We start from the raw sequence: 26,801 nt of genomic DNA on the forward strand, positions 1-26,801 counted from the left end.
GTGACACAGCAAGCCCCCCAACAACCGGCGCAGAAGCCTCGGCGCGTCGACGCGTCGATGTCGCTGCTGAACAACCTGATGGCGCACCCGATCGACGAGGGGTACGCCGTCGCCGCCCGGACCCGCCCCAAGGACGGCGCCAGGGCGCTCCGCTCCCGGCACCGGATCATGCTGGTGGCGGCGACGCTCGTGCTCGGCTTCCTGCTCGCGGTCGCCGCCTCGCAGAACTACCGCAGCGCGCCGGAGGCCGAGAAGCAGCGCAACGAGCTGATCGACCGGATCAACCAGGCCGACGACCGGCTGACCGGCCTGCGCAACCACCAGTCCGACCTCGCCGACGAGGTACGCCGGTTGCAGGCCAGCGGACTGAGCAACGACAGCACCGGCGCCGCGCTGCAGCAGAAGCTCGACGACCTGGAGCTGCAGACCGGGGCGATCTCGGTCGCCGGGCCCGGGCTGAAGGCGGTCATCGACGATGCGAAGAACGCCGACTCCAAAGAGGGCCGGCTGCTCGACGTCGATCTGCAGCAGCTGGTCAACGGCCTGTGGACGTCCGGCGCGGAGGCGGTCTCGGTGAACGGTCACCGGATCACCTCGCTGACCGCGATCCGCGGCGCGGGCAGTGCGATCACGGTCGACTACAGCTCGCTGACCCCGCCGTACACGGTGCTCGCGATCGGGGACACCGCGACCATGCCGGCCCGGTTCGCGCAGAGCTCGGGCGGCCGCTGGGTGCAGTACCTGGTCAGCAACTTCGATGTCCGGATGACGATCACGACGGAGGACTCCTTGCTGGTGCCGGCCGATGCGACCATCGCGTTGCGCTACGCGAAAGTGGGATCGAGATGATCGCCGTACTCGGACTGGTGATCGGCGTCGTGATCGGTCTGCTGGTCGCGCCCGACGTGCCGGACTGGGCCCAGCCCTACCTGCCGATCGCGGTCGTTGCCGCGCTCGACGCGGTGTTCGGCGCGCTCCGGGCGTTCCTGGACGGGATCTTCGACGACAAGGTCTTCGTCGTGTCGTTCGTCTCGAACGTGCTGATCGCGGCCCTGATCGTGTACCTGGGTGACCAGCTCGGCGTCGGCTCGCAGCTGTCGACCGGCGTGGTCGTCGTACTCGGCATCCGGATCTTCACCAACATGGCGGCCATCCGGCGCCACATCTTCCGGGCCTGACATGGCAAACGAGAATCCCGACAAGCCCGAGCAGCCGGCCAAGCCTGAGCCACCGGTCAAGCCCGAGCAGCCGGCCAAGCCGGTGGTGGAGTCGCCGCAGCCGGCGACACCGACCCCGATGCCCAAGCCGAAGACGCCCAACCTTGCGTTGCGGCGGCTCAAGTCCGGGTTCAAACCGTCCCGCGGCCAGGCGATCGTGGCCGTCGTACTGGCGCTGGTCGCCTGTGTGGCCGTGGTCCAGGTCCGGGTGAACCGGGCCGACGACGGCTACCAGAACGCCCGCCGCGAGGACCTGATCGCGATCCTGGACGGCCTCGGCCAGAACACCCGCCGGCTGGAGAGCGAGATCGCCGACCTGGAGGAGCGGAAGAACTCGCTGTCCTCCAGCGCCGACAAGGCACAGACGGCGCGCGAGCAGGCCGAGGCCCAGGTCCGCACCCTCGGCATCCTGGCCGGTACGCTGCCCGCGACAGGTCCCGGTGTCCGGATCACGCTGAACGACCCGCAGGGCAAGATGACCTCGAGCAACCTGCTGGACGCGATCGAGGAGTTGCGCGATGCCGGTGCCGAGGCGATCCAGATCAACGGGTCGGTCCGGGTGGTCGCCAGCACCGACTTCGTGGACGACCCGCCGGGGATCCGGATCGACGGTCAGAAGGTCAACTCGCCGTACGTGATCGAGGCGATCGGGGAGTCGCACAACCTGGCCGAGGCGGCCAACTTCCCCGGCGGTCTGGTCAGCGAGGTGACCGGTCCGCAGGTGGGTGGAACGGCGGAGGTGAACGAGCTGACGACCGTCCCGATCGCCGCCTTGCACGCGCCGGAGGAGCCTCGTTACGCTCGCCCGGCGCCCAGCCCGACCAAGTAGCTGTTCTCCTTGAGTGAAAGAGGAACGAAGGTGTACCCCGAAGACCTGAAGTACACGGCCGAGCACGAGTGGCTGAAGGCCGGTAGCGACGGACCGGTGCGGGTCGGCATCACCGACTTCGCGCAGGACCAGCTCGGCGACATCGTGTACGTGCAGCTGCCCGAGGTCGGCAGCACGGTGCGGGCCGGCGACGCCTGTGGGGAGCTGGAGTCGACCAAGAGCGTGAGCGATCTGTTCGCTCCGGTGAACGGCACCGTGACCGCCGTGAACGAGGCGCTCGCCGACCAGCCGGACCTGGTGAACAGCGATCCGTACGGCGAGGGCTGGCTGCTCGACATCGAGGTCGAGGACGCGGCCGAGGTCTCCGCGCTGATGGACGCCGATGCCTATCAGGGACAGCTCGACCAGAGCTGATAGGTTTTGGGGCCTCAACCGCTGGTCGAGGGTTGAGGCCCTCTCATCTTGTTCCAGCACGTCACACTGTTCATACGGGGTCTATCGAAAACGTCGCCGGACACCCGGCGATCGGGAGGATCACAGCATGCCGTTCTGCAACCAGTGCGGGCACGAGAACTCCGAGGGCAGCCGGTTCTGCTCGCAGTGCGGAGCGATGCTGCCTGGCGCGGACCGCCCGGCGGCAGCACCGGCGACCCCTCAGCCGACGCCGGGCGTCACCGACACCGCGATGCTGACTCCGATCGGCGCGGAGCCGGAGCCGGAGCAGACCGGTGAGCCGCTGTCCGCCGACGACGAGGCCGCTGTCGGCGCGCTGCCGGCCGGGTCGGCCCTGCTGATCGTCCAGCGCGGCCCGAACGCGGGCAGCCGGTTCCTGCTCGACGTCGACGTCGTCACTGCGGGACGCCACCCGGACAGCGACATCTTCCTCGACGACGTGACCGTGTCCCGCCGGCACGCGGAGTTCCGCCGCGACGGGTACGGCGTGAAGGTCCGCGACGTCGGCAGCCTCAACGGCACGTACGTCAACCGCGACCGGATCGACGAGGTCCAGCTGAACAACGGTGACGAGGTTCAGATCGGCAAGTACCGGCTGGTGTACTACGCCAGTGGCCAGGCCTGATCCGAGCGCCGCTGATTCCACGGCCGGCGGGCCGGCGGACGGTCGCGGCATCGGCCAGGTGCTGCAGCTGCTGCAGGCCGAGTTCGCCGACGTCACGATCTCCAAGATCCGGTTCCTCGAGGCCGAGGGACTGGTGACGCCTGCCCGTACGGCGTCGGGGTACCGCAAGTTCAGTGCCGCCGACGTCGAGCGGCTGCGGTACGTGCTGACCGCGCAACGCGACCAGTACCTGCCGCTGAAGGTCATCAAGGAGCACCTCGGCGCGATCGACCGCGGCCTGCGACCCGCCGCCGCGGGTCCACCGGTCGCGCCGAGCTCGTTGCCGCAGACCCCCGGTCAGCCGGTCGCGGAGGATTTCGGTGCCTCGGGCACCGAGCTGCGGCTGACCCGGGCCGAGCTGCAGGCCGCCGCTGGCGTCTCCGCCGAGTTGCTCGGCGAGCTGGAGAGCCACGGGCTGGTGGTGGCCAGCGGCAACCACTACGCGGGCGACGCGATCGTCATCGCCCAGGTCGCCGCGCAGCTGGCCGGGTACGGGCTCGAGCCCCGGCACCTGCGCGCGTTCCGTACGGCGGCCGACCGGGAGGTCGGGCTGATCGAGCAGGTCACCGGTCCCCGCCGTACCGAACAGACCGGGGAGCTGGCCGCGCTCACGGTTCGGTTGCACACCGCACTGGTGCGGTCCCGCCTGCCGCGTCCGTAACAACCGGCCGGGCACCTAGGGGCTTCCCTGCGGAGTAGGCTGAAGGGGTGCGCGAAGTCGACGTGGTCGGAGTCCGGGTTGAGATGCCCTCGAGTCAGCCGATCGTGCTGCTGAAAGAGGTCGGCGGAGAGCGGTACCTGCCGATCTGGATCGGGGCCGCCGAGGCCAGTGCGATCGCGTTCGCCCAGCAGGGCATGGAGCCGCCCCGGCCGCTGACCCACGATCTGTTCGCCGAGACCATCCGGGTGCTCGGGCACACGCTCAGCCAGGTCCGGATCGTGAACCTGAACGACGGCGTGTTCGAGGCGATCCTGGTCTTCGACGACAAGACCGAGATCTCCGCCCGGCCGTCGGACTCGATCGCGCTCGCGCTGCGTACCGGCACCCCGGTGTTCTGCGCCGAGGAGATCCTGGCCGAGGCCGGCATCCCGGTCCCGGAGAGTGAGACGGAAGACGACGAAGTGGTGGAGGAAGAGGAGGTCGAGCGGTTCCGGGAGTTCCTCGACCAGGTGACCCCTGAGGACTTCGACAAGAGTTAGCCCCACCCGTCGGTTTGGCCCCGGGTGGTACAAGATCGGCTTGGTAACGATTCGTACGGCGGTCGCGACACGCTCCCGGCTCGGTGCGGTTGTCGTTGACCCGGTTGGGGCGGCGGCTTACCGTGAAGGAGTCGTGGGGTGCTGTCACTCCACGGAGATGGCTCGTTCCAGTCGGTATCCAGGGAGGCTCAGGCGTGACACGCACCGGCGACACGGATCTGACGGCGCAGTCGACGTCCGACGCGCACGCCGAGGCTGTGGCAGCTGCTACGGCCACCGCCGGCGTCCAGGGTCTGCTGTTCGACGACGACCTGCGACCGATGCCGGAGGATGTCGGATTCCGCGGCCCGACGGCCTGCGCCGCGGCCGGGATCACCTACCGTCAGCTCGACTACTGGGCGCGCACGGGTCTGGTTTCCCCGTCGGTGCGCCCGGCGACCGGCTCCGGGACGCAGCGGTTGTACGGCTTCCGTGACGTTCTGTTGCTGAAGGTGATCAAGCGGCTGCTCGACGCCGGCATCTCGCTGCAGCAGATCCGGACCGCGATCGCGCACCTGAGCAAGCGCGGCTTCGACGACCTGACCCAGATCACGCTGATGAGCGACGGCGCGTCGGTGTACATGTGCTCCTCGCCCGACGAGGTGATCGACCTGCTGGCCGGCGGCCAGGGCGTGTTCGGTATCGCGCTCGGCGGCGTCTGGCGCGAGGTCGAGGGTTCGCTGTCCGAGCTGCCCACGGAGCGTGCCGACGGCCACGACGAAGGCGACTCCGACGGCCACGCCGGCGATGAGCTGGCAGCCCGCCGTCGCGCCCGGATGACGGGCTGACATAGCTTTACCTTCGTGCGCCCACTCACTGCCGACTCGCTCCGTGGTGTGTGGGCGACGTTGTTGCTGCCGCTGAACGCCGACGACTCGATCGACTTCACTCGGCTGGAGTCTCAAGCAGAAGCACTGAGCACGAGCGCGGTCGACGGCCTGTATGCCCACGGCACGGCGGGCGAGTTCCAGACGCTGACCGAGGACGAGTTCGACCAGGTCAACGCTGTCCTTGCGGCGGCAGGTAAACCGTTCCAGATCGGGGCGAGTCATCCGTCGGCCCAGGTGCAGCTGTCCCGCGTCGAACGGGCGGCGAAGCTGGCGCCTGGAGCGATCCAGGTGATCGCCCCGGACTGGCTGCCGCTCAACGACGGTGAGCTGCTGAGCTTCTTCCGGCGGGTGGCCGAGGTGGCGGGGGATGTGCCGCTGGTCTTCTACAACCCGCCGCACGCGAAGACCGCTGTCGGACCCCAGCAGTTGCGTGAGCTGGCCGAGGCAGTGCCGACTCTGATCGGGCTGAAGACCGCGGGCGGTGACAAAGCCTGGTTCGACGAGGCGTCCAAGTCCGGGCTGGCGATCTTCGTGCCCGGGCACTTTCTGGCGAGTATGTCGTTACTCGGTGCGCACGGGAGCTACTCGAACGTCGCCGCGCTCTCGCCCGACGGCGCCGTACGGACCGCCCATGATCTGGACGTCGAGCGGCGGATCGCGGAGTTCTTCGCAGGCCACGTCGCGCCGCTGCAGAAGATCGGCCTGTCGAACCCGGCGCTGGACAAGTTCCTGGCCGCGGTCGGGGACTGGGCCGACGTCGGCACCCGGGTCCGCTGGCCGATGCAGTCGGCGACCGCGGAACAGGTCGAGGGCGCGAAGCCCGCCGCCCGGCGACTGCTGCCCGAACTGTTCCAGGATTCCTGGTAGCCTCGACTCAGCCGTGAACAGCACTCGGGAGAGACCCGTGTCATCGGGCGCCGAAGGGGCAATTCCTCCCCGGAACCTCTCAGGCCCATGGACCGAGTGCCTCAGGCGACTCTGAAGCACGTTCGTGTGACAGAGGGGGAGGCGACCGGAAGCATTGTCAGCAACGGAGCCTCTGATGACCGAACTCTCCGCAATCTTCGCCGACCGCCACATCGGGCCACGCCCCGACGAGGTCGCACGCATGGTGGAACTGCTCGGGTACGCCGATGTCGACGCGCTCGTCGATGCCGCCGTACCGGACTCGATCCGCTCGGCCGAGCCGCTCCGGCTGCCTGAGCCGGCGTCCGAGGTCGACGCGCTGACCGAGCTCCGGCAGCTCGCGGCCCGCAACAACGTAGCCACCTCGATGATCGGCCAGGGGTACTACGGCACCTTCACGCCGTCCGTGATCGTGCGACGGCTGGTCGAGAACCCGGCCTGGTACACCGCCTACACGCCGTACCAGCCGGAGATCTCCCAGGGCCGGCTCGAGGCGCTGCTGAACTTCCAGACCGTCGTCTCCGACCTGACCGGCCTGCCGACCGCGAACGCGTCGCTGCTCGACGAGGGCACGGCGGCCGCCGAGGCGATGACGCTGGCCCACCGCTCGAACAAGAAGAGCAAGTCCGACCGCTTCCTGGTCGACGCCGACTGCTTCGCCCAGACCGTCGCCGTCGTGCAGACCCGGGCCGAGGCGCTCGGCATCGAGGTCGTCGTCGCCGACACCGCCGAGGGCCTGCCCGAGGGCGACTTCTTCGGTCTCCTGGTGCAGTACCCGGGCTCCAACGGCGCCGTCCGCGACCTCAAGCCGCTGATCGAGGCGGCCCACGAGCGCGACACGTTGGTTGCCGTGGCCTCCGACCTGCTCGCGCTGACGTTGCTCGACGCACCGGGGGAGGCCGGCGCTGACATCGTCATCGGCTCCTCGCAGCGCTTCGGCGTACCACTGTTCTACGGCGGCCCGCACGCCGGCTTCATGTCCGTGCGCTCCGGCCTCGAGCGGTCGTTGCCCGGTCGCCTCGTCGGCGTATCGGTCGACGCGGACGGCGCCCCGGCGTACCGGCTGGCGCTGCAGACCCGTGAGCAGCACATCCGCCGCGAGAAGGCCACCTCCAACATCTGTACGGCGCAGGTCCTGCTGGCCGTCGTCGCTTCGATGTACGCCGTCTACCACGGGCCGGACGGTCTGAAGGCGATCGCGGAGCGTGTGCACAACTACGCCGGCAAGCTGGCCGCCTCGCTGCGGGCCGGCGGGGTCGAGGTCGTGCACGACGACTTCTTCGACACCGTCCTCGCCCGCGTACCGGGTCAGGCCGCGGACGTGGTCGACGCCGCCCGGCAGAACGGGATCTGGCTGCGGCTCGTCGACGCGGACCACGTCGGCATCTCCTGCGACGAGAAGACCGACGTCGCCACGCTCACCCGCGTCTGCCAGTCCTTCGGCGTGCAGTACGACGACACGTTGGGCGCCGCGGCGATCGCCGTACCGCGGACGACGGAGTACCTGACGCACCCGGTGTTCAACACGCACCGCTCCGAGACGGCGATGCTGCGGTACCTGCGCAAGCTGTCCGACAAGGACTACGCGCTGGACCGCGGGATGATCCCGCTCGGCTCCTGCACGATGAAGCTGAACGCGACGACGGAGATGGAGCCGGTCACCTGGCCGGAGTTCGCCGACGTGCACCCGTTCGCGCCGATCGAGGACGCGGCCGGGTACGTGAAGCTGATCGGTCAGCTCGAGCGCTGGCTCGCCGAGGTCACCGGTTACGCGAAGGTGTCGATCCAGCCGAACGCCGGCTCGCAGGGTGAGCTCGCCGGTCTGCTTGCGATCCGCGGATACCACCGGGCCCAGGGCAACGAGGACCGCAACGTCTGCCTGATCCCGGCGTCGGCGCACGGTACCAACGCCGCCTCCGCGGTGATGGCCGGTATGAAGGTTGTCGTTGTCAAGGGCAACGATGACGGCACGATCGACCTGGACGACCTGCGGGCGAAGGCTTCCGAGCACGCTTCGAAGCTTGCGGCGATCATGATCACGTACCCGTCGACGCACGGCGTGTACGAGGAGAGCGTCCGCGAGGTCTGCCAGATCGTCCACGACCACGGCGGCCAGGTGTACGTCGACGGCGCGAACCTGAACGCCCTGCTCGGGCTGGCGAAGCCGGGCGAGTTCGGCGGCGACGTCAGCCACCTGAACCTGCACAAGACGTTCTGCATCCCGCACGGTGGCGGCGGTCCGGGTGTCGGCCCGGTCGGCGTCGCCGCGCACCTCGCGCCGTACCTGCCGAACCACCCGCTGCTGGACCAGGCCGGTCCCGAGTCCGGTGTCGGCCCGATCAGCGCGGCGCCGTTCGGGTCCGCGGGCGTGCTGGCGATCTCGTGGGCGTACATCCGGATGATGGGCGCCGAGGGGCTTACCGCCGCGACCAAGACCGCCGTACTGAGCGCGAACTACGTGGCGAAGCGGCTCGAGGGCGCGTTCCCGGTGCTGTACACGGGTGAGAACGGGCTGGTCGCGCACGAGTGCATCCTGGATCTGCGGCCGATGACCAAGGAGACCGGGATCAGCGTCGACGACGTCGCGAAGCGGCTGATCGACTACGGCTTCCACGCGCCGACGATGTCGTTCCCGGTCGCGGGCACGCTGATGGTCGAGCCGACCGAGTCCGAGGACCTCGACGAGCTGGACCGCTTCTGCGACGCGATGATCGCGATCCGGCACGAGATCGACCGGGTCGCGGCGGGGGAGTGGCCGGCCGCGGACAACCCGCTGGTGAACGCGCCGCACACCGCCGAGTCGGTGATCAACGACAAGTGGGAGCACGCCTACACTCGCGAGGAGGCCGCGTTCCCGCGCTCGGTGGACCGCGCCTCGAAGTACTGGCCGCCGGTCCGCCGCATCGACGGCGCGTACGGCGACCGCAACCTGATCTGCTCCTGCCCGGCACCGGAGGCCTTCGAGTAATGTCTTTGCGTTCTGACACCGCCGCTGCTCTGTACGCCGAGATCGCGGCGGCTCAGAGCGAGGGAAGGTTGCCGTCGGTGAACGGCGGCGTGCTCCGCGACGGTGCGCTGGTGTGGACCGGCGCGCGCGGGCGGTTCGCGTCGGCGGGCGAGGCGGCGCCGGGGCCGGACGTGCAGTACCGGATCGGGTCGATCACCAAGACGCTGACGGCGGTCCTGGTGCTGCAGTGCCGCGACGACGGGCTGCTGTCGCTGAACGATGCCGTGGGCAAGCATCTGCCCGGGATCGCGTTCGGTGACCGGACGATCCGGCATCTGCTCGCGCACAGCGGCGGGATGAACGCCGAGCCCGAGGGCCCTTGGTGGGAACGGAATCCGGGGGTCTCGTTCGACGAGCTGACGGCGGCGATGGACGAGTCGCAGGCGGCCGGTCCGGCGGATCGTCGGCATCACTACTCGAACCTCGGGTACGCCCTGCTCGGTGAGATCGTGGCGCGGTTGCGCGGATCGTCGTGGATCGAGTTGGCGCAGGAGCGCATTCTCGATCCGCTGGAGATGCGGCGTACGACGTACTTTCCATCGGCGCCCGCGGCCGAGGGGTTCTCGGTGCACCCGTTCAGCGGGCAGCTCGTGCCGGAGCCGGCGTACGACTCGGGTGCGATGGCGCCGGCCGGGCAGCTGTGGAGCACGATCGAGGATCTGGCCCGGTACGCGTCGTTCTGGATCGATCCGGTGCCCGAGGTGCTGAGCCGGGAGTCGGTCGAGGAGATGGCGGCTCCGGTCGCGTCGGATCCGCGGGAGGGGCTGACGGCGTCGTACGGGCTGGGGCTGCGGCTGATCGCGGACGATCCGCATCTGCTGATCGGTCACACCGGCTCGATGCCCGGGTTCCTCGCGGGTCTGTTCGTCGACCGGGTACGCCGGATCGGGGCCGTGACGCTGGGTAATGCGACGTACGGGCGGGTTGCCTCGCTGGCGCCTGACCTGGTCCGGATCCTGGCGGCGTACGAACCGCCGATCGCGCAGGAGTGGGTGCCCGAGCCGACGCTTGCCCAAGGCACCGATCTGCTCGGCCACTGGTACTGGGGCAACACACCGCTCACGATCTCCGTCTCCGCGGGCATTCTGCAGCTCAGCGGTGGTCTGACCACGCGTCTTTCCCCGCTGGGACCGGACGTCTACCAGGGCCGGGACGGCTACCTGGCAGGCGAAAAACTGCGCGTCGTTCGTGACGGTGACGCCATCTCGCACCTCGACATCGCCACATTTGTCCTGACGAGAACGCCGTACGGCAGTTAGGCTGTGACGCATTGCATGGAGTAGATCAGGGGTAGATCGCCCGGCTGTAGACCGGGAGGGCGCAGGTTCGAGTCCTGCCTCCATGTCTCTGCACGGCTAGGCAGGGAACGGGGATCCGATGGCGGAGGAGCAGCGGGCGACGGCCTCGGCGGGGTATGCGATGGCCCGGCTGGAACAGGCTCTCGAGCGCGCTCTGACCTCCGACGATCTCGCGGTACGACGGCGCGCGGCCGCCCGGGTCGATGCCTGGCGCAACGTTCTCGACGGCATGGCCTCCGGCCGGCTCACGGTCGGATCGCGGACTCCGGTCGCGGACACGCCCGCCTGGGTCACGCTCGAGGTGGCGCACGGAGGGTTCGCGACCGGGCGGTATCTGGCCGAGGCGCCGCTGCGGGAGGACGAGCTCGCGTGGGTGCCGTCCGACGCACCCGGGGACAACGACCGGGAGCGGCTCAACCTGTGGTTCCTCAGCGACGAAGGGCTCGCCTCACTTGGGCAGGCCCTGCGGAGCGGGAACTACCGGATCGAGGTGCCGGAGGAGTCGGCGCTGCTGATCGTAGCCTGGCTGCTCGAGCGGGGGCAGTACGCCGCGGCGCTGGACCTGACGTTCGAGCTGCGTCCGCTGATGCACCGGCTCCGGTTCACGCCGACGTTCAGCCCGTCGTCGTCGACGCCGTCCGGCGCGGTGGTGCGGCTGCAGCCGGTGTCCGAGGTGCGCAGTACGTTGCGGCAGGCAACGGTACGGCCGCAGATCGCTGCCATGCTGGAGACTCTGCGGGTCTGGAACCCGCTGTACGACCGCCTGGTGGCGCTGTGGTGCGACACGGTCGACGACGAACTGCCGGAGCTAACCGCTGACGGTGCGGTCGTCGGCGGATGGCCGTGCCGGGTCTGGCCGGACGACTGGGCGGAACGGCGTTCTCAATGGCTGGACGAGTTCCGCGCCGCTGCTGAGGTTCATCGGCAACCGAGGGACAACTTCGCCCGCCTGCAGGCGGCGCTCGAACGGTGTCCGTCCGACAGCTCGGCCCTGACAGGTCGTGAGGTCGGCTGGATCCGTCGCTCGCTGGCCAACACGATCCAGGCCCACGGCGCGCCCGGGTCGGAGGCTCGTGCGGCCTTGCGTACGACGCAGAGCGCGGTCGCCGCGCGGCCGACGTACGCGACCTTGGCGCACGTGCTGAGCTGCCGGCTGGACCGGTTTCCGGCTGACGGTGGGCTGCCGACGCTCGACGCGATCGACGGTGAGGTGACTGCTGACGAGATTCCCGCGGCGGCTGGCTCAGCCATCCCGGCGCATCTGCTGGCGAAGGCGGCGCGGGCGCTCGAGGCTCCGATCGGCGAATTGGTGGATCGCGGTGTGATCAGCTCGGGTGAGGTGCTCGCGCGGGTGCTGCCGCAGGTCACGTCGCAGTTGCTCGCCGCGAACATCGAGGACCCGTCGCTCGCCGCGGCGTACGCGCAGAGCTATGCGGCGTTTCGCCGTCGGCGGAGCCTGTTGCTGCTGAACCTCGAGCACCAGGTGCGGTTCGACGAACTGCCGTGGATCGCGGCGGTGGCGCCGTACCGGGATCGGCGTGTTCAGGCGACGCGAGCCGCGGCGCAGTCGCTGCGCGAGACGACGGTTCTGGCACTCACGGCCTTCCCACAGACGATCCTGCCGAATCCGCTGGTCCGGGAGTTCGGCGCGTTGGCCTCGCAGGCGGACTTGAAACTGCCGCTGGTGGAGGAGGTCGCGGCCGACATCTTCATGGGGACGTTCACCGAGAAGTGGCGGAGCGCGGCGACCGTCGCGAGTCGAGTGATGTTCGGGACGCTGTACGCGCGGTACTACGACCTGCCGGCGTCCTGGCCGGCTGTGGAGCAGCGTCGGTACAAGCGCTGGGGGAAGGCGACCGCGGACGACTTCGCGGAGGTCTGCCGCCAGCGCTCGCGCGAGGCAGCGAACGGCGGTGGCGGGCATGTCGCTCAGAACGGGACCGTGCTGGAGCAGAGCCAGATCCTGACCACGCACAACCTGGCCGTGCTGGTCGACGGGCTGGAGCTGACCGACTGGCTGCGGGAGGTCGCTCAGGAGTTGGCCGATCGTGCCTTCGCCTGGGCGGTGCAGCGGCAGACTCAGCCGCTGACATTGACGGGCATCAAGAACACGGCGTACGCGTGGCGGCAGGCGATCTTCTACCTGAGCTTCTGCTCGCAAGCTTCGCAAGGTGAGATTCTGGCGCGGCTGGACGAGCGGGCGGGGCCGCGGTTGGCGCCGGCTGTTGCCGGGCTGCAGCAGGTGGTCGCGGGGGAGCGTTTCGACGCGGCGGGACGGACGGTTGGCGGCGGGCGCCGGCTGCTCGGATGGAGTGCCGGGCCGCACTGGCTGGCGCCTGCGGTTCGTGAGGATGTTCACGCTTCGGGTGGCTGAGTTGACACGGTCGGTGAGGCGGGCAAAAGTTAGGCCTGCCTTAGTAAGGGTTGCCTTACTCGACAACTTCCCGGGAGATCTGGATGTCGCAGCCCGCGCGTCTGACCGCGCTGCCAACACCCGTCCGCGATCCGTTCACCGACCGTTGGCCGCTGGCGTCGACGGTGGCGGATCGGGAGCGTGGACCGTTGCCGCACGGTTCGCCGGGAGCGGTACTGCGCCGGGCCGCCGAGGTGCTCGGTGAGCCGCGGATCCCGTCGACCGGCGTGGGGGAGTCGGCCGCGCTCGATCTGATCGCGGGCCTGCTGGACGAGAACGGCATCGACCTGAGCCACCCGCACGCAGCGGCGCACCTGCAGCCGCCGGTGCTGCAGGTCGCGGTCGACGCGGACGCGCTCGCGTCGGCCTCGAACGCCTCGATGGACACGTACGACTCCGGTCCGGCAACGCTCGCGATCGAGCAGTGGGTCGTGAAGGCGCTCGCGGGGCTGGCCGGCTTCGGGCCGGAGGCGGACGGCGTACTGACGCCCGGTGGCTCGATCTCTAACCTGCTTGCGGTCCTGATCGCCCGTGACAGTGCGGGCGCCGCCGCGGGAGTCGACGTACGGCGGAACGGTCTCGGCGGACTGGTCCAGCCGGTCGTCTTCTGCTCCGAGCTGGCGCACTTCTCCGTCCAGCGAGCCTGCGCCGCCCTCGGGCTCGGTGAGTCGGCCGCGATCACGATCCCGTCCGACGAGACCTTCCGGATGCGCACCGACGTACTGGCCGACGAACTCGCCAAGCCCGGCCGTACGCCGGTCGCGGTGGTCGCGACGGCCGGTACGACGGACTTCGGCTCGATCGACCCGATCGCCGAGGTCGCCGCGCTGGCGCGTTCGCGTGGGGCTTGGGTGCACGTGGATGCGGCGTACGGGTTCGGGGCCCTATTCTCCGAGCGCCTCGCGCCGCTGCTCGCCGAGCTGCCGCTGGCGGACTCGGTCACGCTGGACCTGCACAAGATCGGCTGGCAGCCGGCCGCGACCAGCGTGCTGCTGGTGGCCGACCGGACCCGGTTCTCCGCGTTCGACCGGTCGGTGGACTACCTGAACCCGGCCGACGACATCGACTCCGGGCTGGACGGCCTGCTCGGGCGCAGCCTGCAGACCACCCGCCGTCCGGATGCGGTCAAGGTTGCCACCACGCTGACGGCATACGGCCGGTCCGGACTGGGCACAATGCTCGACACCTGTCACGAGCTCGCGCACGCCGCCGCGGCCCGGGTCGTTGCCGACAGCAACCTTGAGTTGCTGGCGCCGGTGACTCTGACCACGGTGTTGTTCCGGGTCGCCGGGCAGGGGCTGGAGGCATCCGCTGCGGACGCCCTCCAGGGCGAGGTCCGGCGCCGGTTGCTGACGTCGGGACGGGTGCTGATCGGCCGGACCAAGCTGCCGGCCCGCGGCGGCCGCCCGGCAGCGGTCGCGTTGAAGTTGACGCTGCTGAACCCGAACGCCACCGCGACGGACATCGAGGACCTGCTCGACCAGGTCGTGGCCACCGGCCTCGACGTCCTGACCGGTGAAGGAGCGGCGTGAGTATTGCGGTTGCTGCGCATCTGAACGCAATCCTGCGGTGTTACACCCGTGAATCGTCCGTGCCGGTGGCTGTCGGTCCGTTGTCGTTCTCCGTGGGCTCGTCGACGGTGACTGCCCGGGTCGCGCACGCCTCGCGGACCGGGTTGCACCAGTTCGCCGACGTGCTGGTGGACGGCGTACCGGCTGTTCCTGAGGAGCTGGTGCGGGTGCTGTCGGAGGACGCTGATCCGGCAGAGATCGACGACTTGGCGGCACGTACGGCGGAGTCGGTGCGGAACGTCTCGCTGTTCGTCTCCGAGGTCGATGGGGAGCGTGGGCCTGGGCGCTTCCTGGAGTTCGAGCAGGCGTTGCTGTTCGGGCATCTGAACCATCCCGCGCCGAAGAGCCGGGACGGACTGAGCGGGGCCGAGCTGGCGGCGTACTCGCCGGAGCTCGGCGGCCGCTTCGCAGTGCACTGGTTCGAAGCCGACGCCGAGCTGGTGTCGTCGGACCAGGTGGCCGGCGCGCCCTCGCTGCAGGGACTGGACGCTGTGCAGCTGATGGGCGCGCTGGCCGGTATCACCCCGTCGTCGGGACGGGTGCTGATCCCGGCGCATCCGTGGCAGGCCGCGTCGGTGCTCTCGCGGCCGCGGGTGGCCTCGTTGGTCAGGGACGGCCGGGTGACGGCGCTGGGGCCGCAAGGGGCGGAGTGGTACCCGACCTCTTCGCTGCGTACGGTCTTTCACCCGGACCGGTCGGTGATGCTGAAGCTGTCGCTCGGTCTGCGGATCACGAACTCGCGGCGCGAGTCGACGCCGACGGAGCTGCGGCGTGGGTTGGAGATCAACCGGCTGCTGGACGCGGCGTACAACGCGGGGACGGCGACGGCGCATCCGCGGTTCACGATCGTGCGGGATCCGGCGTGGGTCGCTCTCGACGAGGGTGGACCGACGCTGACCGGTCTGGACGTTGCTGTCCGGGAGGTGCCTGCCGACGTCAACAGCTACGCCTGTCTGGCGGGGCTCGTTGCGCCGCGTCCGGGCGGGGTGAGTCGCTTGAGTGATTTTGCTGCGGACGATCCGGCTGCTTGGGTTTCGGCGTACATCGACAACGTGCTGGTGCCGATGCTGCACCTGTACGCCGAGACCGGTATCGGGCTCGAGGCGCATCAGCAGAACACGCTGGTGCGGCTGGATGGTGCCGGGCGTATTCGCGGAGGCGCTTATCGCGACAATCAGGGGTACTACCTCGCGTCGTCGTACCTGCGTGGTCTCTTGGCGGTGACGGGGCTGCATGGTTCGACGCTGGCGGTGGTCGATGACCCGATCGTCGACGACCGATTGACCTACTACCTGCTACACAACCAGGCGCTGGCCGTTGTGGGCTGTCTGGCAGCGGATGGCGTTGCTGACGAGGGATTGCTCCTTGAGGTGGTGCGGGAGCGGCTGACGCTCGCACTGCCGTTGCTGAAGGCTGCCGGACCCTCTGGGGACCGGCTGGCGCGGCGCTGGCTCGAGGCGGAGACCCTGCCCTGCAAGGCGAACATGCTGACCCGGCTGCGCGGTATCGACGAAGTGGTGGCGCCATTGGACGCCCAGTCGGTGTACCTCGACATCCCGAACCCGCTGCGGCTCCGGTGAGGTGCGACATCCGGCCGATGCTCCACCTGGACAACGGCTTCGACCTGCGACCGGCCGACTCTTCCGATGCTGCCCGAATCGCGCTGTGGATGGCGCAGCCGCACATCCGGCAGTGGTGGCACCAGGACTGGTCGGTCGAACGCTGGGCCCAGGAGCTCGAGCAGCAGTCGGCGGGGGAGCACTCCGTGCCCTGCGTGGTCGCCGTCGACGCGGAGGACTTCGGGTACGTCGAGCTGTATCGCGTGCGGCACGACCGGCTCGCGGAGTACTACTCCAGCGGCGAGCACGACTGGGGCGTGCACGTGGCGATCGGCGAGGTGACGCGGGTCGGCCGGGGAGTGGGGCGGCGGCTGTTACGTGCGCTTGCGGACGCGCTACTGGTGGCCGACCCGGCGTGCGAGCGGGTCGTGGCGGAGCCCGACGTACAGAACATTCCGTCCGTGCGCGCATTTGTCGCGGCGGGCTTCGATCGGGTCGGGGAGCTACAGCTGCCCGACAAGACAGCAGTGCTGATGGTCCGCGCCCGGACTGTGGAGGATTGACATGTACGACGTGATCGCTGTCGGCTGTGGGCCGTTCAATCTCGGTCTGGCCGCGCTGGCCTCGGAGGTGGATGATCTCTCCGTTGCTGTGCTGGACAGCCGGCCGGAGTTCACCTGGCACCGGGGGCTGATGTTCTCCGACGCGATGCTGCAGGTGTCGTTCCTGGCGGACCTGGTGTCGTTGGTCGAGCCGGCGCACCACCTGTCGTTTCTGTCGTTCCTGCGTGCGAATGACCGGCTCTATCAGTTCTACGTGCGAGAGAAGTTCCATCCGACGCGGCGCGAGTACGAGACGTACCTGCGGTGGTGTGCGGCTCAGCTGGACTCGCTGCACTTCGGCCACCACGTGCGTGACGTGGTCTGGGACGGGTCGGCGTTCTTATTGACGGTCGAGCGCGGTGAGGCTGTTGAGCACTTCGAGGCCAGGCATCTGGTGGTTGGCGTTGGAACCGAGCCCGCTGTGCCTGCCGCACTGGCCGGGCTGCCTGCTGAGCGATTCCTGCACTCTGGGGATTACCTGTACCGACGGGACGACCTGCTGCGCGCCGGCCACGTGACTGTCGTCGGCTCGGGGCAGTCCGGCGCCGAGTGCTTCTTGGACCTGCTCCGCGCTGAGGGTCCCGCGGTTTCGTGGCTGACACGCACCGGGGCGTTCACACCGCTGGACTACTCGAAGCTCGTGCTCGAGATGACCACACCGTCGTACGTCGACTACTTCCACGCGCTGGACGAGCCGGTGCGCGATCAACTGGTGAAGGACCAGTGGCGCCACTACAAGGGGATCTCGTCGGAGACGCTGGAGGAGATCCACGACGTCCTGTACGCAAGAGACCTGAGTGTCAGCCCCGCTGAGCTGCAGGTCGGCGTCGGGGTCGTTTCCGCGGTCGCCCGCGCCGACCGCCTCGAACTGACCCTGCTCCACGCCGACAGCGGCAAGACCTTCCAGCACACGACCGACGCCGTCGTCGCAGCCACCGGCTACCGCAACCGCCCCCTGCCGTTCCTGGAGTCGCTCCAGCCCCAGATCGAACACGACGCCTCCGGCCGCTGGGTCATCAACCGCGACCACAGCGTCTCAGCCACCAACGGCCTGGCCGGCCGCCTCTTCGTAGCCAACGCCGACCTCCACTCCCACGGCGTAGCCGCCCCCGACCTAGGCCTCGGCGCCATCCGCAACGCCACCATCCTCAACACCATCACCGCCCGAGAACTCTTCCCCCTCCCCAAATCCACCACCTTCACCAAGTTCGCGATCCCCGGATGACAAACCTCTGGACGCAGTGCTCTTCGCAACTACTGGCAAAGCTGATCTCCCAGTTCTCCACCGAGGGCCTACTCGACCCCTCGACTCCGGACCCGACCGGCTCGCCGGTCGTCTACCGCCTGGACCTCAACGCGGCTTCCTACACCTTCACCGCAACCCGCGGCGGCTTCGGCAGCTGGCGCGTCGACCCTGACTCGATCCGCCGTACGACCGCTGGCATCCTCGGCAACGACGAGAGCGAACCCGCCACCGACCCCATCCAGTTCTTCGTAGAAGCAGCCGACGTACTGCGACTGGACGGCTCGACCATCGCCGGCTTCGTAGCCGAACTGACCAACACCCTGGCAGCCGACGTACGCATAGCCGCCACCGCCATACCCGCCACCGACCTACTAGATCTCCACCACACCCGCCTAGAAGGCCACCTAACCGGCCACCCTCTCCTAGTAGCCAACAAAGGCCGCCTAGGCTTCTCCGCCGCCGACACCGAACGCTACGCCCCCGAAGCCCGCACCCCACTCCATCTGACCTGGCTAGCCGTACGCCGAGGCCTAGCCGAGTTCCGCGCCACCCCAGACCTCTCCGAACACGCCGTCATAGCCCGCGAACTAGACCCACCGACCATCGAGTCCTTCCGCGCCAAACTCGACGACCCCGACACCTACGTCTGGCTCCCATGCCACCCCTGGCAACTGGACCACGTAATCCGCACCCAATGGTCCCGAGAACTAGCCACCAACGAAATCGTCATCCTGGGGGAGTCCCCCGACGAGTACCTCCCCACCCAATCCATCCGCACCATGGTCAACGTCACCCGTCCGGATCGCTACCAGGTAAAACTCCCCCTAAAAATCCTCAACACCTCCGTCTACCGAGGCATCCCCACCCACTGCTCCCTAGCCGCCCCCATGCTCACCCAATGGCTCCGCGGCCTCTGGTCCCGAGACGAAGTCTTCCGCCAACTAGACACCGAACTCCTAGGCGAGATCGCCTCGGTCACCGTCCCCCACCCCCAACTCTCCACAACCCCCAACATCCCCTACCAATGGACCGAGACCCTCGGCGTCATCTGGCGAGACCCCATAGACCCCCGCCTCCAACCCGACGAAACCGTCTGGCCCCTGGCAGCCGTACTCAATCCCGGCTTCACCTCAGCCGCCATCACCCGCTCCGGCACCGACCCCCAAACCTGGCTGAGCCACCTCCTCTCCACCCTCCTCCGCCCACTACTCCACCTACTCCACCACTACGGCATAACCGTCAACCCCCACGGCGAAAACCTCGCCATCATCTGCACCTCCACCGGCCTCCCCAATCGCCTTGTAATAAAGGACTTGGTAGACGACATCAATATCTCCATTGACCACACCGATGCCCGAGGCAACGAACCCGACTCCCACGCCAGAGTCCTCCCCCGAAAACCGTGGCCCATCCTCCGCCAGTATCTGGTAGACGCCCTCCTGCTAGGAGTTCTGAACCCGCTGGCTGCCCAAAACCTAATCCCCGAACGAACCTTCTGGTCCCTGACCCGCTCCGAAATTGACCGTTACGCCCGATCCCACCCTGAACACGCCGTCCGGCTAGCAGCCACCGCCCTAACCGCCCCCACCTTCCTCCGCTATCCCCTCAATGGTTATCGCCTGACCCTTGGCTACCGCGACCTGGACATCCGCCCACCCATCCCGGGCACAGGAACAATCCCTAACCCGCTCCATGACGCCGCGCTCATCCCGCCAAAATGAGCGTTTGACCGGAGGTTAATTTCTGGCAAGGAGTCGCGCGGCATCGGCAAGCCTCCTTGCCAGCGACCACGGCGAGCGGTCGAATGGCTCATGCACCTGCTCCGTGCGGCCAGAGAGACTGCGAGGAGCGCCGCGCCGGATACTGGGGGTTGCGGTACTGGCGCTCTCGGTAATCATGGCCCTAGACTCCCGACTCGGCAGGCATCTAGTCGGAAGAGCGGGGAGCACGGTTGACTGTCGTCGATTCTGGCGTCTCGGACAATGCTGCCCGGGTTCAAGCATGGCCACTAGCTCAGCTCAAGTTGGCCGGGATCACCCCACGGCCGGTGCGTAGGTTTGTCGAGGTGTGTGGCGAAGAGGGCGCGCAGGCGGCAATTGCGCGCGTCCTGCTCTGGCCCTTGAGCAGACAGTTGCCCGGGCATCGAAATGCGCTTACCCAGGTTTGGTCACCGGAGACCATCTATCCAGGGTCGGACCCATCTCCCCAGCCGGACAGGCCGGTGTCGTACGGGCAGTGTGGTGTCACGTCGGCGTGGCTCATTCAGCAGATGAGCTGGTTGCGTCGCTTGCGGGCTGAGTATTGCGTCGGCCACATCGACTTCGACCGGGGGCGTCAACGGTCCGAAGTGCATTGCTGGGTTGAGATCGGCAGTGCGAACTCAGCGAAGCGCTGGGTGATCGATCTGACGTTCGATCAGTTTGGAGATCGACGGAGCAAGCCGGTTGTGTTCGCACGTCATGAGTGCCTCGTCAATCAATTGATCGAGTACAAGGCGGAAGACCGAATTCGCCCTCGGAAGGTTCGTCACGATGATGTCTGGGGACGCTACCAACTGCTGCGGGCAGCCACCGACGAGCTATGGAGGTCGCGGAAGGCGAAACCTGGAAGCTGACCGCACTGTAAGCGAGCCTGCCGCGTATCATGGGTGTTGCCAGGTGAGGTTCCGGGGCGGACAGGGGACTGTACGGCTTGTCGGGAGTCAGCAGCGGTAGTGAGGCTTTGCTTGGGCTGCTGCCTGTGGGATTGACATTGGCTGAGTGTCGACTGCCGGATGCAGCATTCATGGCTGTGGTTTCGAAGGTCGCCGAGAGCCGGGGGGTTGAGGCACGAGCGCTTGCCGTGCGGACGCGGCTACACCTGCCGAGGGTGGCTCGTGCGGACGGAGTTGTTGGCCGGCGGTTGGCTCTGGCAGAGGTCAGTCGGAGCGCGAGGCAGTTGTCTGGTGATATCGCAGCTATTCGTGCGCTGGTGCCGACGACGGCGGTCGACAGCCCCCGTGAGTTGGAGTTCGTCACGTATGCCCAAGACGCAACGCCTTTTGCTGTGTTCACTCACCTGCACTATCTCCGAAGCGCTCGGCCGGATTCGTTCAACTTCGCATTGGTGGATCGATCCAGCCGGTTGCCGATGGCACTGTGCAGTGCGACGGCGCTGGACTGGCGGCGGCTGGGTAGCACGCTCCACCGGCAGTATGGTGTTCCGCCAGAGCAGATCTGGGACATCTCGAGGGTCTACTCGTTCGAGGTGGCGCCGTACAACACGATCTCGATGCTGCTGGGCCGAGTGCGGAGATGGTTCGCACGGTCGCGGCCGGATGCGAGCCTTCTCGTCACCACGGTGGATCCCAACATGGGCTTCACCGGCGCGAGCTACCGTGCTGCCAACTGGCAGGAGTGGCTGACGGTGAGGCCTCGGCCCTACATGTACCTCAAGCGTCGGTACATCAGCCCTCGGCAGCTGCGTCAACACTACGGGACGTCCAACCGGCAGGAGTTGCGCGACGAGCTCGGCGTACGGCTCGAGGTGAGCACGGCTGAACTGCTCGACTCGTCAATCTACTGCTCTCGGGTGCGAGGCCGGACCGAATCCGTTCCGCAAGAAGACCGGTCGCGCATGCGTCGGTGAGCAGGTCCGCGGCTCCATCACCGCCGCAAGCGGAAGCGCGTGAGCATCGCCCCGATCCGTTCTGGCGTCGGCAACGGGTTGCTGAGCGGGTAGTCCGCGATCGTGCACGACATTGCCGCCGACGCCCAGTCGGCCGCGTTGGCGGAGAACCGCTCGCCGCTCTGGATCAGTTCATCGGCGAGACCTGCGCAGAACGCGTCTCGGGCGGCCGCGGACTCCTTGTAGATCGTCGCGAAGACGGGAGATTGGACGACGTCGTGCGCTGATTGCGAGTACATCGTGCAACCGCCCCTGAGCAGGAGGCACACCGCGCCGGCACCAGTCTCCATCAGCTCGCGAGCGACGGGGTCTGGATCGAATTGCTGGGCGCCTGTGCTGCTGAGGCGCCGGAGCTCCCAAGGATGCACAACCACGTAGTCGATGTGCTTGAGCACATCTGGCGAGAGCGTTGCATCCGGGTACGGCTGGGCGGCAGCAACGATTGTCGCCGGTCGCCTCCCGGCGGCGTCACGGAGGAGCGTCAGGGCGTGCTCGACCGTCTCCCGGGGGACCTCAAAGGTCATCAGCACGGCGTCGCTCGCCAGCAGTTCGCCGGCGATCTCATCACAGTCCCACGGGTCGAGCCGAACCTCTTTGTCGTTGCGCCAGTACGTCGCAAGGCTGTCACCCAGATCCATCTCGAGGACGCCGGTAAACGGCGTGTCAGCGCCTGGCACAATCTTGAGCAGTTGGGTGTCGACGTTGTTCGCACGGAGATAATTGATGATCTCCGTGCCGAACCGGTCGTCGGCGATTGCAGCTACCAGCGACACCCGATGGCCGAGTCGCGCAGCGGCCACGGCCTGAGTCAATCCCTTACCCCCTGGTTTGAACACGAAGTCGTGTGCCTCACTCGATGTCTCCCAGCGAGGGAGTTCTCTGATCCGGAACACCGCATCCATCACTGCGGCACCGATGACCAGAATCCGGCCTCGCTTCCGTCCTGGCACCGGCTGCTCGTTCTCGTCGGTCGCCGGCGAGGTGCTGTTGGAGGATCCAACGGAATATCGATCGCGGAGTACCAGTTGGCGGGCGAGCATCTTGAGCGCTGCCGGCTCGATCGAGCTTCGAAGGTCCCGCTCGGTCGGGGCACCGCCGACGGAGGACGCATCCACGGCGTTTGATAGCGCTTCATGCAGCTTGAGCCAGTTCTCCAGGAGCGCGCGCCTTCGCTTGCTCAGCTGACGGTCGGACAGCTGCCGGATCGCGCGCCGGCTGACACCGGACCGCGCATACTGCTCGCCAAGCAGCCCAAGACCCAATGCGGCATCGATGACAACGTTGTCGGATGCAGAAAGCTCTTGGGCGCACTCCGCGATTACGGCAAGCGCGCCGGACTCGGGGACAACATCGTGCACGGCTGAGTACCGCCGCACCGCGGCGAGCTCGAGCAGCGGTGCGGCAAGGCCACCACTGACGGCTTGCAGGCTGGCGAGATTCGCGCCAGTCGACCGCAGTTGCTCCAGGATGTGCAGCAGAACGAGGTGCAGATCATCTGGTGAACCGTTGTCGCGCACTTTCCGCTCCTGTCGGTCGGTGACCGCGGCGGACCGCGGTCACCGGGTTCTCAGCGTTGCTGGGAGGTGGACTGCTTCTGGACGAACTCGTTGCTGGCAGCGAACGGTTCGCCGTGGAACAGCTCGGCGATCGTGAATGCTCCGAACAAGAAGACGGAAATCACGACGATGGCTATCAGGAAGGCCAACTGCCTCCGGTAGCTCACGATGTAGTAGGCGAGGACGACGATCAGGACCAGCGCAACGGCTTGACTGGCGGCCATGGTGAGCTCCGATCTGAATTTCCAACCAAGGGGTGCTGGGTCAGGTTGCGACGGGAATCCCCCCGGATCCCGTGCTTGAAATTCGTCTCACCAATGAGCTTGACGCAGCCCGTTTGGGTGTCAACAGAGAATATCTGGAGCTCGCTGGATGCTTTGGAGCCGGTTTGCGAGCCAGGGTGACGTCGCCGCGCAGAATGGCGCGGATAGAGGGACGATGGTGCCGCGCCGCGGCACGCCCGTCGTTCTCGTGTGCCAAAAGGCACCCCGGAGGCACCGCGCAAGGGCGCAGATGTCTGAAGCCCGCCAAACGGCCCGATGTTCATGAGAAATGTTTCCGGTACATCGTGTCTACTCGGGAGCGTGGAGGTGGGGAGGGGGACTTGAGATAATCATCGGATACTGCCGCCATGGCGGCAGCCGACCAGTGGACGGCTTCGATAAGTGGGCGGCGTTCGATCAGGGCGGTGGCTAGGCAGGCGCAGAAGGCGTCGCGGGTGATCGACGATTCCTTGACCATGGACGGTGTGGCGGGGATGTCCATCGTGTCGCCCGAGGGCAGGTAGACCGTGCCGCCGCGTGCTCCGAGCAGGCAGAGTGCCTTCAGCCCCTGCCTCAGGAGATCCTGGCTGATCTGCTCGGGGTCGTAGCGCGCTTCTCGCGAGCGAGCGAAGCGCTCAAGTTCCCAGGGGCGGGCGACCAGGTAGTCGATCTGGTGGAGCGCGTCTCGTGGCAGTTCGGCGTCGGGATAGGGCTGTCCGGGGGTGACGACGATGAGAGGGTGAACATCCGACCTGCCGACTGCGAGATCCAGCGCACGGCGAAGGATCGCCGGTGAGACTTCGAACGTGAGAAGTATGGCGGCCGCGTCGGCCAGCGCCTTCGCATGCCGGTCGATGTGCAGGCTGTCCAGATCGAGGGCCCCGCGCCAAACGGCAGCCGCGCTTTCGCCCAACGGACGTTCGAAGATTCCAGTCGCCGGTGTCGACGAGTTGGGCACGCATTTGACCAAGGACCGGTCGACGCCTTCGAGCTCCAGGTGCTCGAGAATCTGCTGCCCCTCTGCGTCGCTTCCGACGGTCGCGATCAGCGAGACCTCGTAGCCGAGTCGCGCCACGGCTACGGCTTGACTCAGGCCTTTCCCACCTGGCGAGCGGTTGTAGCGGGCGGCGATCGTTGACGTCTCCAGATCCGGTGGACGCTCGACGTGCCAGATGTGGTCGATCGTGGCACCACCGATGACGATCACTTTGCGCGTCGGCGAGGCCGTGCTCGGCAACACGTCGATCACAGCGGTAGCCGTGTCAGATCCCACGTCGTCGAGCAGGCGAACGGCGAGTCGCTCGAACACCTCCTCTTCGGTCCGACCACGGAGAATCCGGTCCCTCGGTGCCACGGGAACCTCAGCTGGATCGGGGCCGTTCAGCGCCTGATGCAGCATGGGCCAGTGCGACAGCAGTGTTGCGCGCCGGATACCGAGGTCTGCCCACTCCAAGTTGTGGACGATTCGGGACGGCACGCCGTTTGCCGCGTACTCAGTGGCGAACAACCCTAGCCCGAGCACCGCATCGGCGATGACACGATCAGTGCGGTCCATCCGCCCGACTCGATCGCGAACGATCTCCACGGCGGCCTGAGTTGGTTGCGTTTCCGTTCGCGCCGCGTGCTCCGCTACGGCGGACAGGTGGAGCAGCGGCAACGCTCGATTTCCGGCGAGACGGTCGAGCTTCAATCCCTCGCCGCGCCGCAGATCCGTGAAGACGGAAACCAGCACGGAGATCTCAGGCGTCTGTGGTGTCGATCGGTCGGACATCTGACCCGCCTAGGAAGGATTTGAGTCATTGCCAGGCTTGGCCTGGGAGGGCTTGGAGCATTTGCTCGATGCGGTCGCGGTCGGGAAATGTGCGGTCGTTGGAGTAGTTCTCGGTGAAGCTGGCCATGGCGGCCGTCGCCCAGCGGACCGCATCGTCGGTCAAGGAGTGGTCCTCGACCAGGCGGGCGACCAGAGCGGCGCAGAACAGGTCGCGGGTGATGGATGATTCCTTGAGCATCGATGGTGGTGGCGAAATGGACCGAGGCGGACCGGTTTGCGAGTAGATCGTGCCGCCGCGGTTTCCTAGTACGCAGACCGATTGCACACCCAGACGGAGGAAGCTCTCGCCGAGATGGTTCGAGGATTGCCGATAGTAGGTGAGCCGGCGGAGTTCCCAGCTATGGGCGACCAGGTAGTCGATCTGGGCAAAAGCCTGGCCGGACGGAGGCCCAGTGTCGTACGGCTGTCCTGGAGTGACAACCGTGACCGGCCGGTTCGGCCTGAGACCGCTCACGAGGTTCAACGTGCTGGAGAGTACGTCCTGGGGTACCTCGAAAGTCAGCAGTACTGCGTCGCACGCCGCGAGCACGGCACGGTATTGGTGGACATCTTGAGGGGTCAGGCTGACGGCGCCTTCGTTGTGCCACACCACGGCGGCGCTCTCGGCATCGGGAAACTCGATCACGGCGGTCTGCGGTGTCGTCTCGCCGTGGACGCACTTCATCATCGAAGTGTCGATTTGCTCGGTCTCCAGGAACTTCTTGATCTGGAGACCGTCCTCGTCGTCGGCGTACGCGGCGATCAGCACGACCTCGAGGCCGAGACGAGCCGCAGCGACGGCTTGGCTCAGGCCTTTGCCGCCCGGGGATCGAGCGTGATCAGTCGCTCTCACCGAGGTCTCGGGCAGCGGTACGGCGTCGCTGTGGAAGACGTGGTCCATCGCGACACCGCCAACAACGACGACCTTGCCTGGGGACGGTGTTCGGGGGGCGTCGGACAGTGTTGCCGCGGACGCGGACGTGCCGACGATCAGCATGGCGAGGTCACGGAAGATGCGCGGTTCTACGGTGTCCCGGAGGTAGCGATCTCCGGGAGTCTCCGGTGCTTCGGCGCCAACCGCTCGATGCAGCCGCGGCCAGTGGTTGCGTAGTGAGTCCCGGCGAACACCGAGATCGACGCTCTGCAATTTCTGGATCGCCAGCGGATCGACGCCTTGCTTCGTGTATTCGGCGATGAGGAGACCCAGGCCGAAAACCGCGTCCAGCACGATCAGGTCGGACCTCGCCGGGAGTCGGCGTACCGCGTCGATCACGACTTGGATGGCTGCGGCGGCCGGATCATCGACCCCGTGCTCGTCCATGTAGTCACGCACCGCGCGGGAAGCGAGCAGGTTGCCGGCGCGGTCCTCGGTCATTCTGGTTTCCTTCAGGCCCTGGTTCTTCCGGAGCACAGTGAAGTCGTAGGCCAATGCCCTGGCCTCGGGCGATAAGGAGAGGTCGCCAGACATGTGTGCCCCCGGGTGGAACGGCCGCCTGAGATTTCAGTATCCGCCAATTGGCAGATGACGACCGGGCACCGAGTGTCGTGCGCTGGAACGAGCATTTGATTTCCCGCTGGTGGAGACCCAGCGGGGACATGGCGCGCCACTCGTACGAACTGGGTGAGAGGCGACTATTGGTGAAGCCCAGCTACGCAGATCCAGTGGGTTGGT

At 67.5% G+C, this 26,801-nt stretch carries 23 protein-coding genes, 1 tRNA gene and 1 riboswitch; of the genes, 20 read left to right on the forward strand and 4 right to left on the reverse strand.

The genetic code is table 11. From position 1 onward, the window contains the following. The 20 genes from FDA38_RS15735 to FDA38_RS15830 all read left to right on the forward strand — a co-directional run bounded on the left by FDA38_RS15735 (position 1) and on the right by FDA38_RS15830 (position 21,461). Positions 1–849, forward strand: a complete 849-nt coding sequence (locus tag FDA38_RS15735) for a DUF881 domain-containing protein (RefSeq protein ID WP_233714742.1) — start codon at positions 1–3, stop codon at positions 847–849. Continuing rightward, positions 846–1,178, forward strand: a complete 333-nt coding sequence (locus FDA38_RS15740) for a small basic family protein (RefSeq protein ID WP_012920789.1) — start codon at positions 846–848, stop codon at positions 1,176–1,178. The genes FDA38_RS15735 and FDA38_RS15740 overlap by 4 nt, the downstream gene beginning before the upstream one ends. Position 1,179: 1 nt before the next feature. Then, positions 1,180–2,046, forward strand: coding sequence for a DUF881 domain-containing protein (locus FDA38_RS15745; protein WP_137254769.1), 867 nt, complete (start codon positions 1,180–1,182; stop codon positions 2,044–2,046). Between the two features lie 30 nt (positions 2,047–2,076). Next, complete coding sequence (gene gcvH / locus FDA38_RS15750; protein WP_137254770.1) at positions 2,077–2,460, forward strand: glycine cleavage system protein GcvH; 384 nt, start codon at positions 2,077–2,079, stop codon at positions 2,458–2,460. A 127-nt stretch (positions 2,461–2,587) separates the two neighbouring features. Then, on the forward strand, positions 2,588–3,124 hold the full coding sequence (locus tag FDA38_RS15755) for an FHA domain-containing protein (RefSeq protein WP_137254771.1): 537 nt from the start codon (positions 2,588–2,590) through the stop codon (positions 3,122–3,124). After that, positions 3,111–3,824: a transcriptional regulator FtsR gene (gene ftsR / locus FDA38_RS15760; protein ID WP_137254772.1), complete on the forward strand. Its 714-nt coding sequence runs from the start codon at positions 3,111–3,113 to the stop codon at positions 3,822–3,824. Before FDA38_RS15755 ends, ftsR begins: the two co-directional genes overlap by 14 nt. Positions 3,825–3,871: 47 nt before the next feature. Next, a complete protein-coding gene (locus FDA38_RS15765; protein WP_137254773.1) occupies positions 3,872–4,363 on the forward strand; it encodes a bifunctional nuclease family protein in 492 nt (163 codons plus the stop codon). 320 nt (positions 4,364–4,683) lie between these two features. Then, positions 4,684–5,190 (forward strand): MerR family transcriptional regulator, encoded by a 507-nt coding sequence (locus FDA38_RS15770; protein WP_233714804.1) that lies wholly within the window; start codon positions 4,684–4,686, stop codon positions 5,188–5,190. Positions 5,191–5,205: 15 nt separating this feature from the next. After that, the gene (locus FDA38_RS15775) at positions 5,206–6,099 is read left to right on the forward strand and encodes a dihydrodipicolinate synthase family protein (RefSeq protein ID WP_137254774.1); all 894 of its coding nucleotides are present in this window, start codon (positions 5,206–5,208) and stop codon (positions 6,097–6,099) included. A gap of 15 nt (positions 6,100–6,114) precedes the next feature. Then, positions 6,115–6,204: riboswitch (glycine riboswitch) on the forward strand. Positions 6,205–6,274: 70 nt separating this feature from the next. Then, the gene (gene gcvP, locus FDA38_RS15780; RefSeq protein WP_137254775.1) at positions 6,275–9,106 is read left to right on the forward strand and encodes an aminomethyl-transferring glycine dehydrogenase; all 2,832 of its coding nucleotides are present in this window, start codon (positions 6,275–6,277) and stop codon (positions 9,104–9,106) included. Further along, the gene (locus FDA38_RS15785) at positions 9,106–10,404 is read left to right on the forward strand and encodes a serine hydrolase domain-containing protein (RefSeq protein WP_137254776.1); all 1,299 of its coding nucleotides are present in this window, start codon (positions 9,106–9,108) and stop codon (positions 10,402–10,404) included. The genes gcvP and FDA38_RS15785 overlap by 1 nt, the downstream gene beginning before the upstream one ends. 14 nt (positions 10,405–10,418) lie before the next feature. Beyond that, positions 10,419–10,490, forward strand: a tRNA-Tyr gene (locus tag FDA38_RS15790). A 32-nt stretch (positions 10,491–10,522) separates the two neighbouring features. Continuing rightward, positions 10,523–12,817, forward strand: a complete 2,295-nt coding sequence (locus tag FDA38_RS15795) for a hypothetical protein (RefSeq protein ID WP_137254777.1) — start codon at positions 10,523–10,525, stop codon at positions 12,815–12,817. An 83-nt stretch (positions 12,818–12,900) separates the two neighbouring features. Further along, positions 12,901–14,388 carry a pyridoxal phosphate-dependent decarboxylase family protein gene (locus FDA38_RS15800; RefSeq protein WP_137254778.1) on the forward strand — a complete coding sequence of 496 codons (1,488 nt, stop codon included), beginning with the start codon at positions 12,901–12,903 and terminating at the stop codon, positions 14,386–14,388. Continuing rightward, positions 14,385–16,007, forward strand: coding sequence for an IucA/IucC family protein (locus FDA38_RS15805; RefSeq protein ID WP_137254779.1), 1,623 nt, complete (start codon positions 14,385–14,387; stop codon positions 16,005–16,007). The genes FDA38_RS15800 and FDA38_RS15805 overlap by 4 nt, the downstream gene beginning before the upstream one ends. 17 nt (positions 16,008–16,024) lie before the next feature. Continuing rightward, the gene (locus FDA38_RS15810; protein WP_233714743.1) at positions 16,025–16,549 is read left to right on the forward strand and encodes a GNAT family N-acetyltransferase; all 525 of its coding nucleotides are present in this window, start codon (positions 16,025–16,027) and stop codon (positions 16,547–16,549) included. A 1-nt stretch (position 16,550) separates the two neighbouring features. Further along, on the forward strand, positions 16,551–17,813 hold the full coding sequence (locus FDA38_RS15815; RefSeq protein ID WP_137254781.1) for a lysine N(6)-hydroxylase/L-ornithine N(5)-oxygenase family protein: 1,263 nt from the start codon (positions 16,551–16,553) through the stop codon (positions 17,811–17,813). Then, positions 17,810–19,555, forward strand: coding sequence for an IucA/IucC family protein (locus tag FDA38_RS15820; protein WP_137254782.1), 1,746 nt, complete (start codon positions 17,810–17,812; stop codon positions 19,553–19,555). Before FDA38_RS15815 ends, FDA38_RS15820 begins: the two co-directional genes overlap by 4 nt. A gap of 230 nt (positions 19,556–19,785) precedes the next feature. Beyond that, positions 19,786–20,448: a hypothetical protein gene (locus FDA38_RS15825; RefSeq protein WP_137254783.1), complete on the forward strand. Its 663-nt coding sequence runs from the start codon at positions 19,786–19,788 to the stop codon at positions 20,446–20,448. Positions 20,449–20,939: 491 nt separating this feature from the next. Further along, entirely contained in the window at positions 20,940–21,461 is a 522-nt protein-coding gene (locus FDA38_RS15830; protein WP_137254784.1) for a Mom family adenine methylcarbamoylation protein, read from the forward strand. 17 nt (positions 21,462–21,478) lie between these two features. On the opposite strand, the gene FDA38_RS15835 is transcribed toward FDA38_RS15830, so the two are convergent. The 4 genes from FDA38_RS15835 to FDA38_RS15850 all read right to left on the reverse strand — a co-directional run bounded on the left by FDA38_RS15835 (position 21,479) and on the right by FDA38_RS15850 (position 26,504). Further along, positions 21,479–23,017, reverse strand: a complete 1,539-nt coding sequence (locus FDA38_RS15835; RefSeq protein WP_137254785.1) for a carbohydrate kinase family protein — start codon at positions 23,015–23,017, stop codon at positions 21,479–21,481. A gap of 50 nt (positions 23,018–23,067) precedes the next feature. Then, positions 23,068–23,280, reverse strand: coding sequence for a hypothetical protein (locus FDA38_RS15840; protein ID WP_137254786.1), 213 nt, complete (start codon positions 23,278–23,280; stop codon positions 23,068–23,070). 319 nt (positions 23,281–23,599) lie between these two features. Then, on the reverse strand, positions 23,600–25,090 hold the full coding sequence (locus tag FDA38_RS15845) for a PfkB family carbohydrate kinase (RefSeq protein WP_137254787.1): 1,491 nt from the start codon (positions 25,088–25,090) through the stop codon (positions 23,600–23,602). Positions 25,091–25,115: 25 nt separating this feature from the next. Beyond that, the gene (locus FDA38_RS15850; RefSeq protein ID WP_170989748.1) at positions 25,116–26,504 is read right to left on the reverse strand and encodes a PfkB family carbohydrate kinase; all 1,389 of its coding nucleotides are present in this window, start codon (positions 26,502–26,504) and stop codon (positions 25,116–25,118) included. Positions 26,505–26,801 lie beyond the last annotated feature (297 nt).

Origin of the sequence: Kribbella jiaozuonensis (genome assembly GCF_005233875.1) — a bacterium.
GTDB lineage: Bacteria > Actinomycetota > Actinomycetes > Propionibacteriales > Kribbellaceae > Kribbella > Kribbella jiaozuonensis.

Coding starts and splice junctions, on each gene's coding strand:
- FDA38_RS15740 (WP_012920789.1), top strand. CDS start 846: ATGATCGCCGTACTCGGACTGGTGATCGGCGTCGTGATCGGTCTGCTG.
- FDA38_RS15745 (WP_137254769.1), top strand. CDS start 1,180: ATGGCAAACGAGAATCCCGACAAGCCCGAGCAGCCGGCCAAGCCTGAG.
- FDA38_RS15755 (WP_137254771.1), top strand. CDS start 2,588: ATGCCGTTCTGCAACCAGTGCGGGCACGAGAACTCCGAGGGCAGCCGG.
- FDA38_RS15770 (WP_233714804.1), top strand. CDS start 4,684: ATGCCGGAGGATGTCGGATTCCGCGGCCCGACGGCCTGCGCCGCGGCC.
- gcvP (WP_137254775.1), top strand. CDS start 6,275: ATGACCGAACTCTCCGCAATCTTCGCCGACCGCCACATCGGGCCACGC.
- FDA38_RS15785 (WP_137254776.1), top strand. CDS start 9,106: ATGTCTTTGCGTTCTGACACCGCCGCTGCTCTGTACGCCGAGATCGCG.
- FDA38_RS15795 (WP_137254777.1), top strand. CDS start 10,523: ATGGCGGAGGAGCAGCGGGCGACGGCCTCGGCGGGGTATGCGATGGCC.
- FDA38_RS15800 (WP_137254778.1), top strand. CDS start 12,901: ATGTCGCAGCCCGCGCGTCTGACCGCGCTGCCAACACCCGTCCGCGAT.
- FDA38_RS15810 (WP_233714743.1), top strand. CDS start 16,025: ATGCTCCACCTGGACAACGGCTTCGACCTGCGACCGGCCGACTCTTCC.
- FDA38_RS15815 (WP_137254781.1), top strand. CDS start 16,551: ATGTACGACGTGATCGCTGTCGGCTGTGGGCCGTTCAATCTCGGTCTG.
- FDA38_RS15820 (WP_137254782.1), top strand. CDS start 17,810: ATGACAAACCTCTGGACGCAGTGCTCTTCGCAACTACTGGCAAAGCTG.
- FDA38_RS15840 (WP_137254786.1), bottom strand. CDS start 23,280: ATGGCCGCCAGTCAAGCCGTTGCGCTGGTCCTGATCGTCGTCCTCGCC.
- FDA38_RS15845 (WP_137254787.1), bottom strand. CDS start 25,090: ATGTCCGACCGATCGACACCACAGACGCCTGAGATCTCCGTGCTGGTT.
- FDA38_RS15850 (WP_170989748.1), bottom strand. CDS start 26,504: ATGACCGAGGACCGCGCCGGCAACCTGCTCGCTTCCCGCGCGGTGCGT.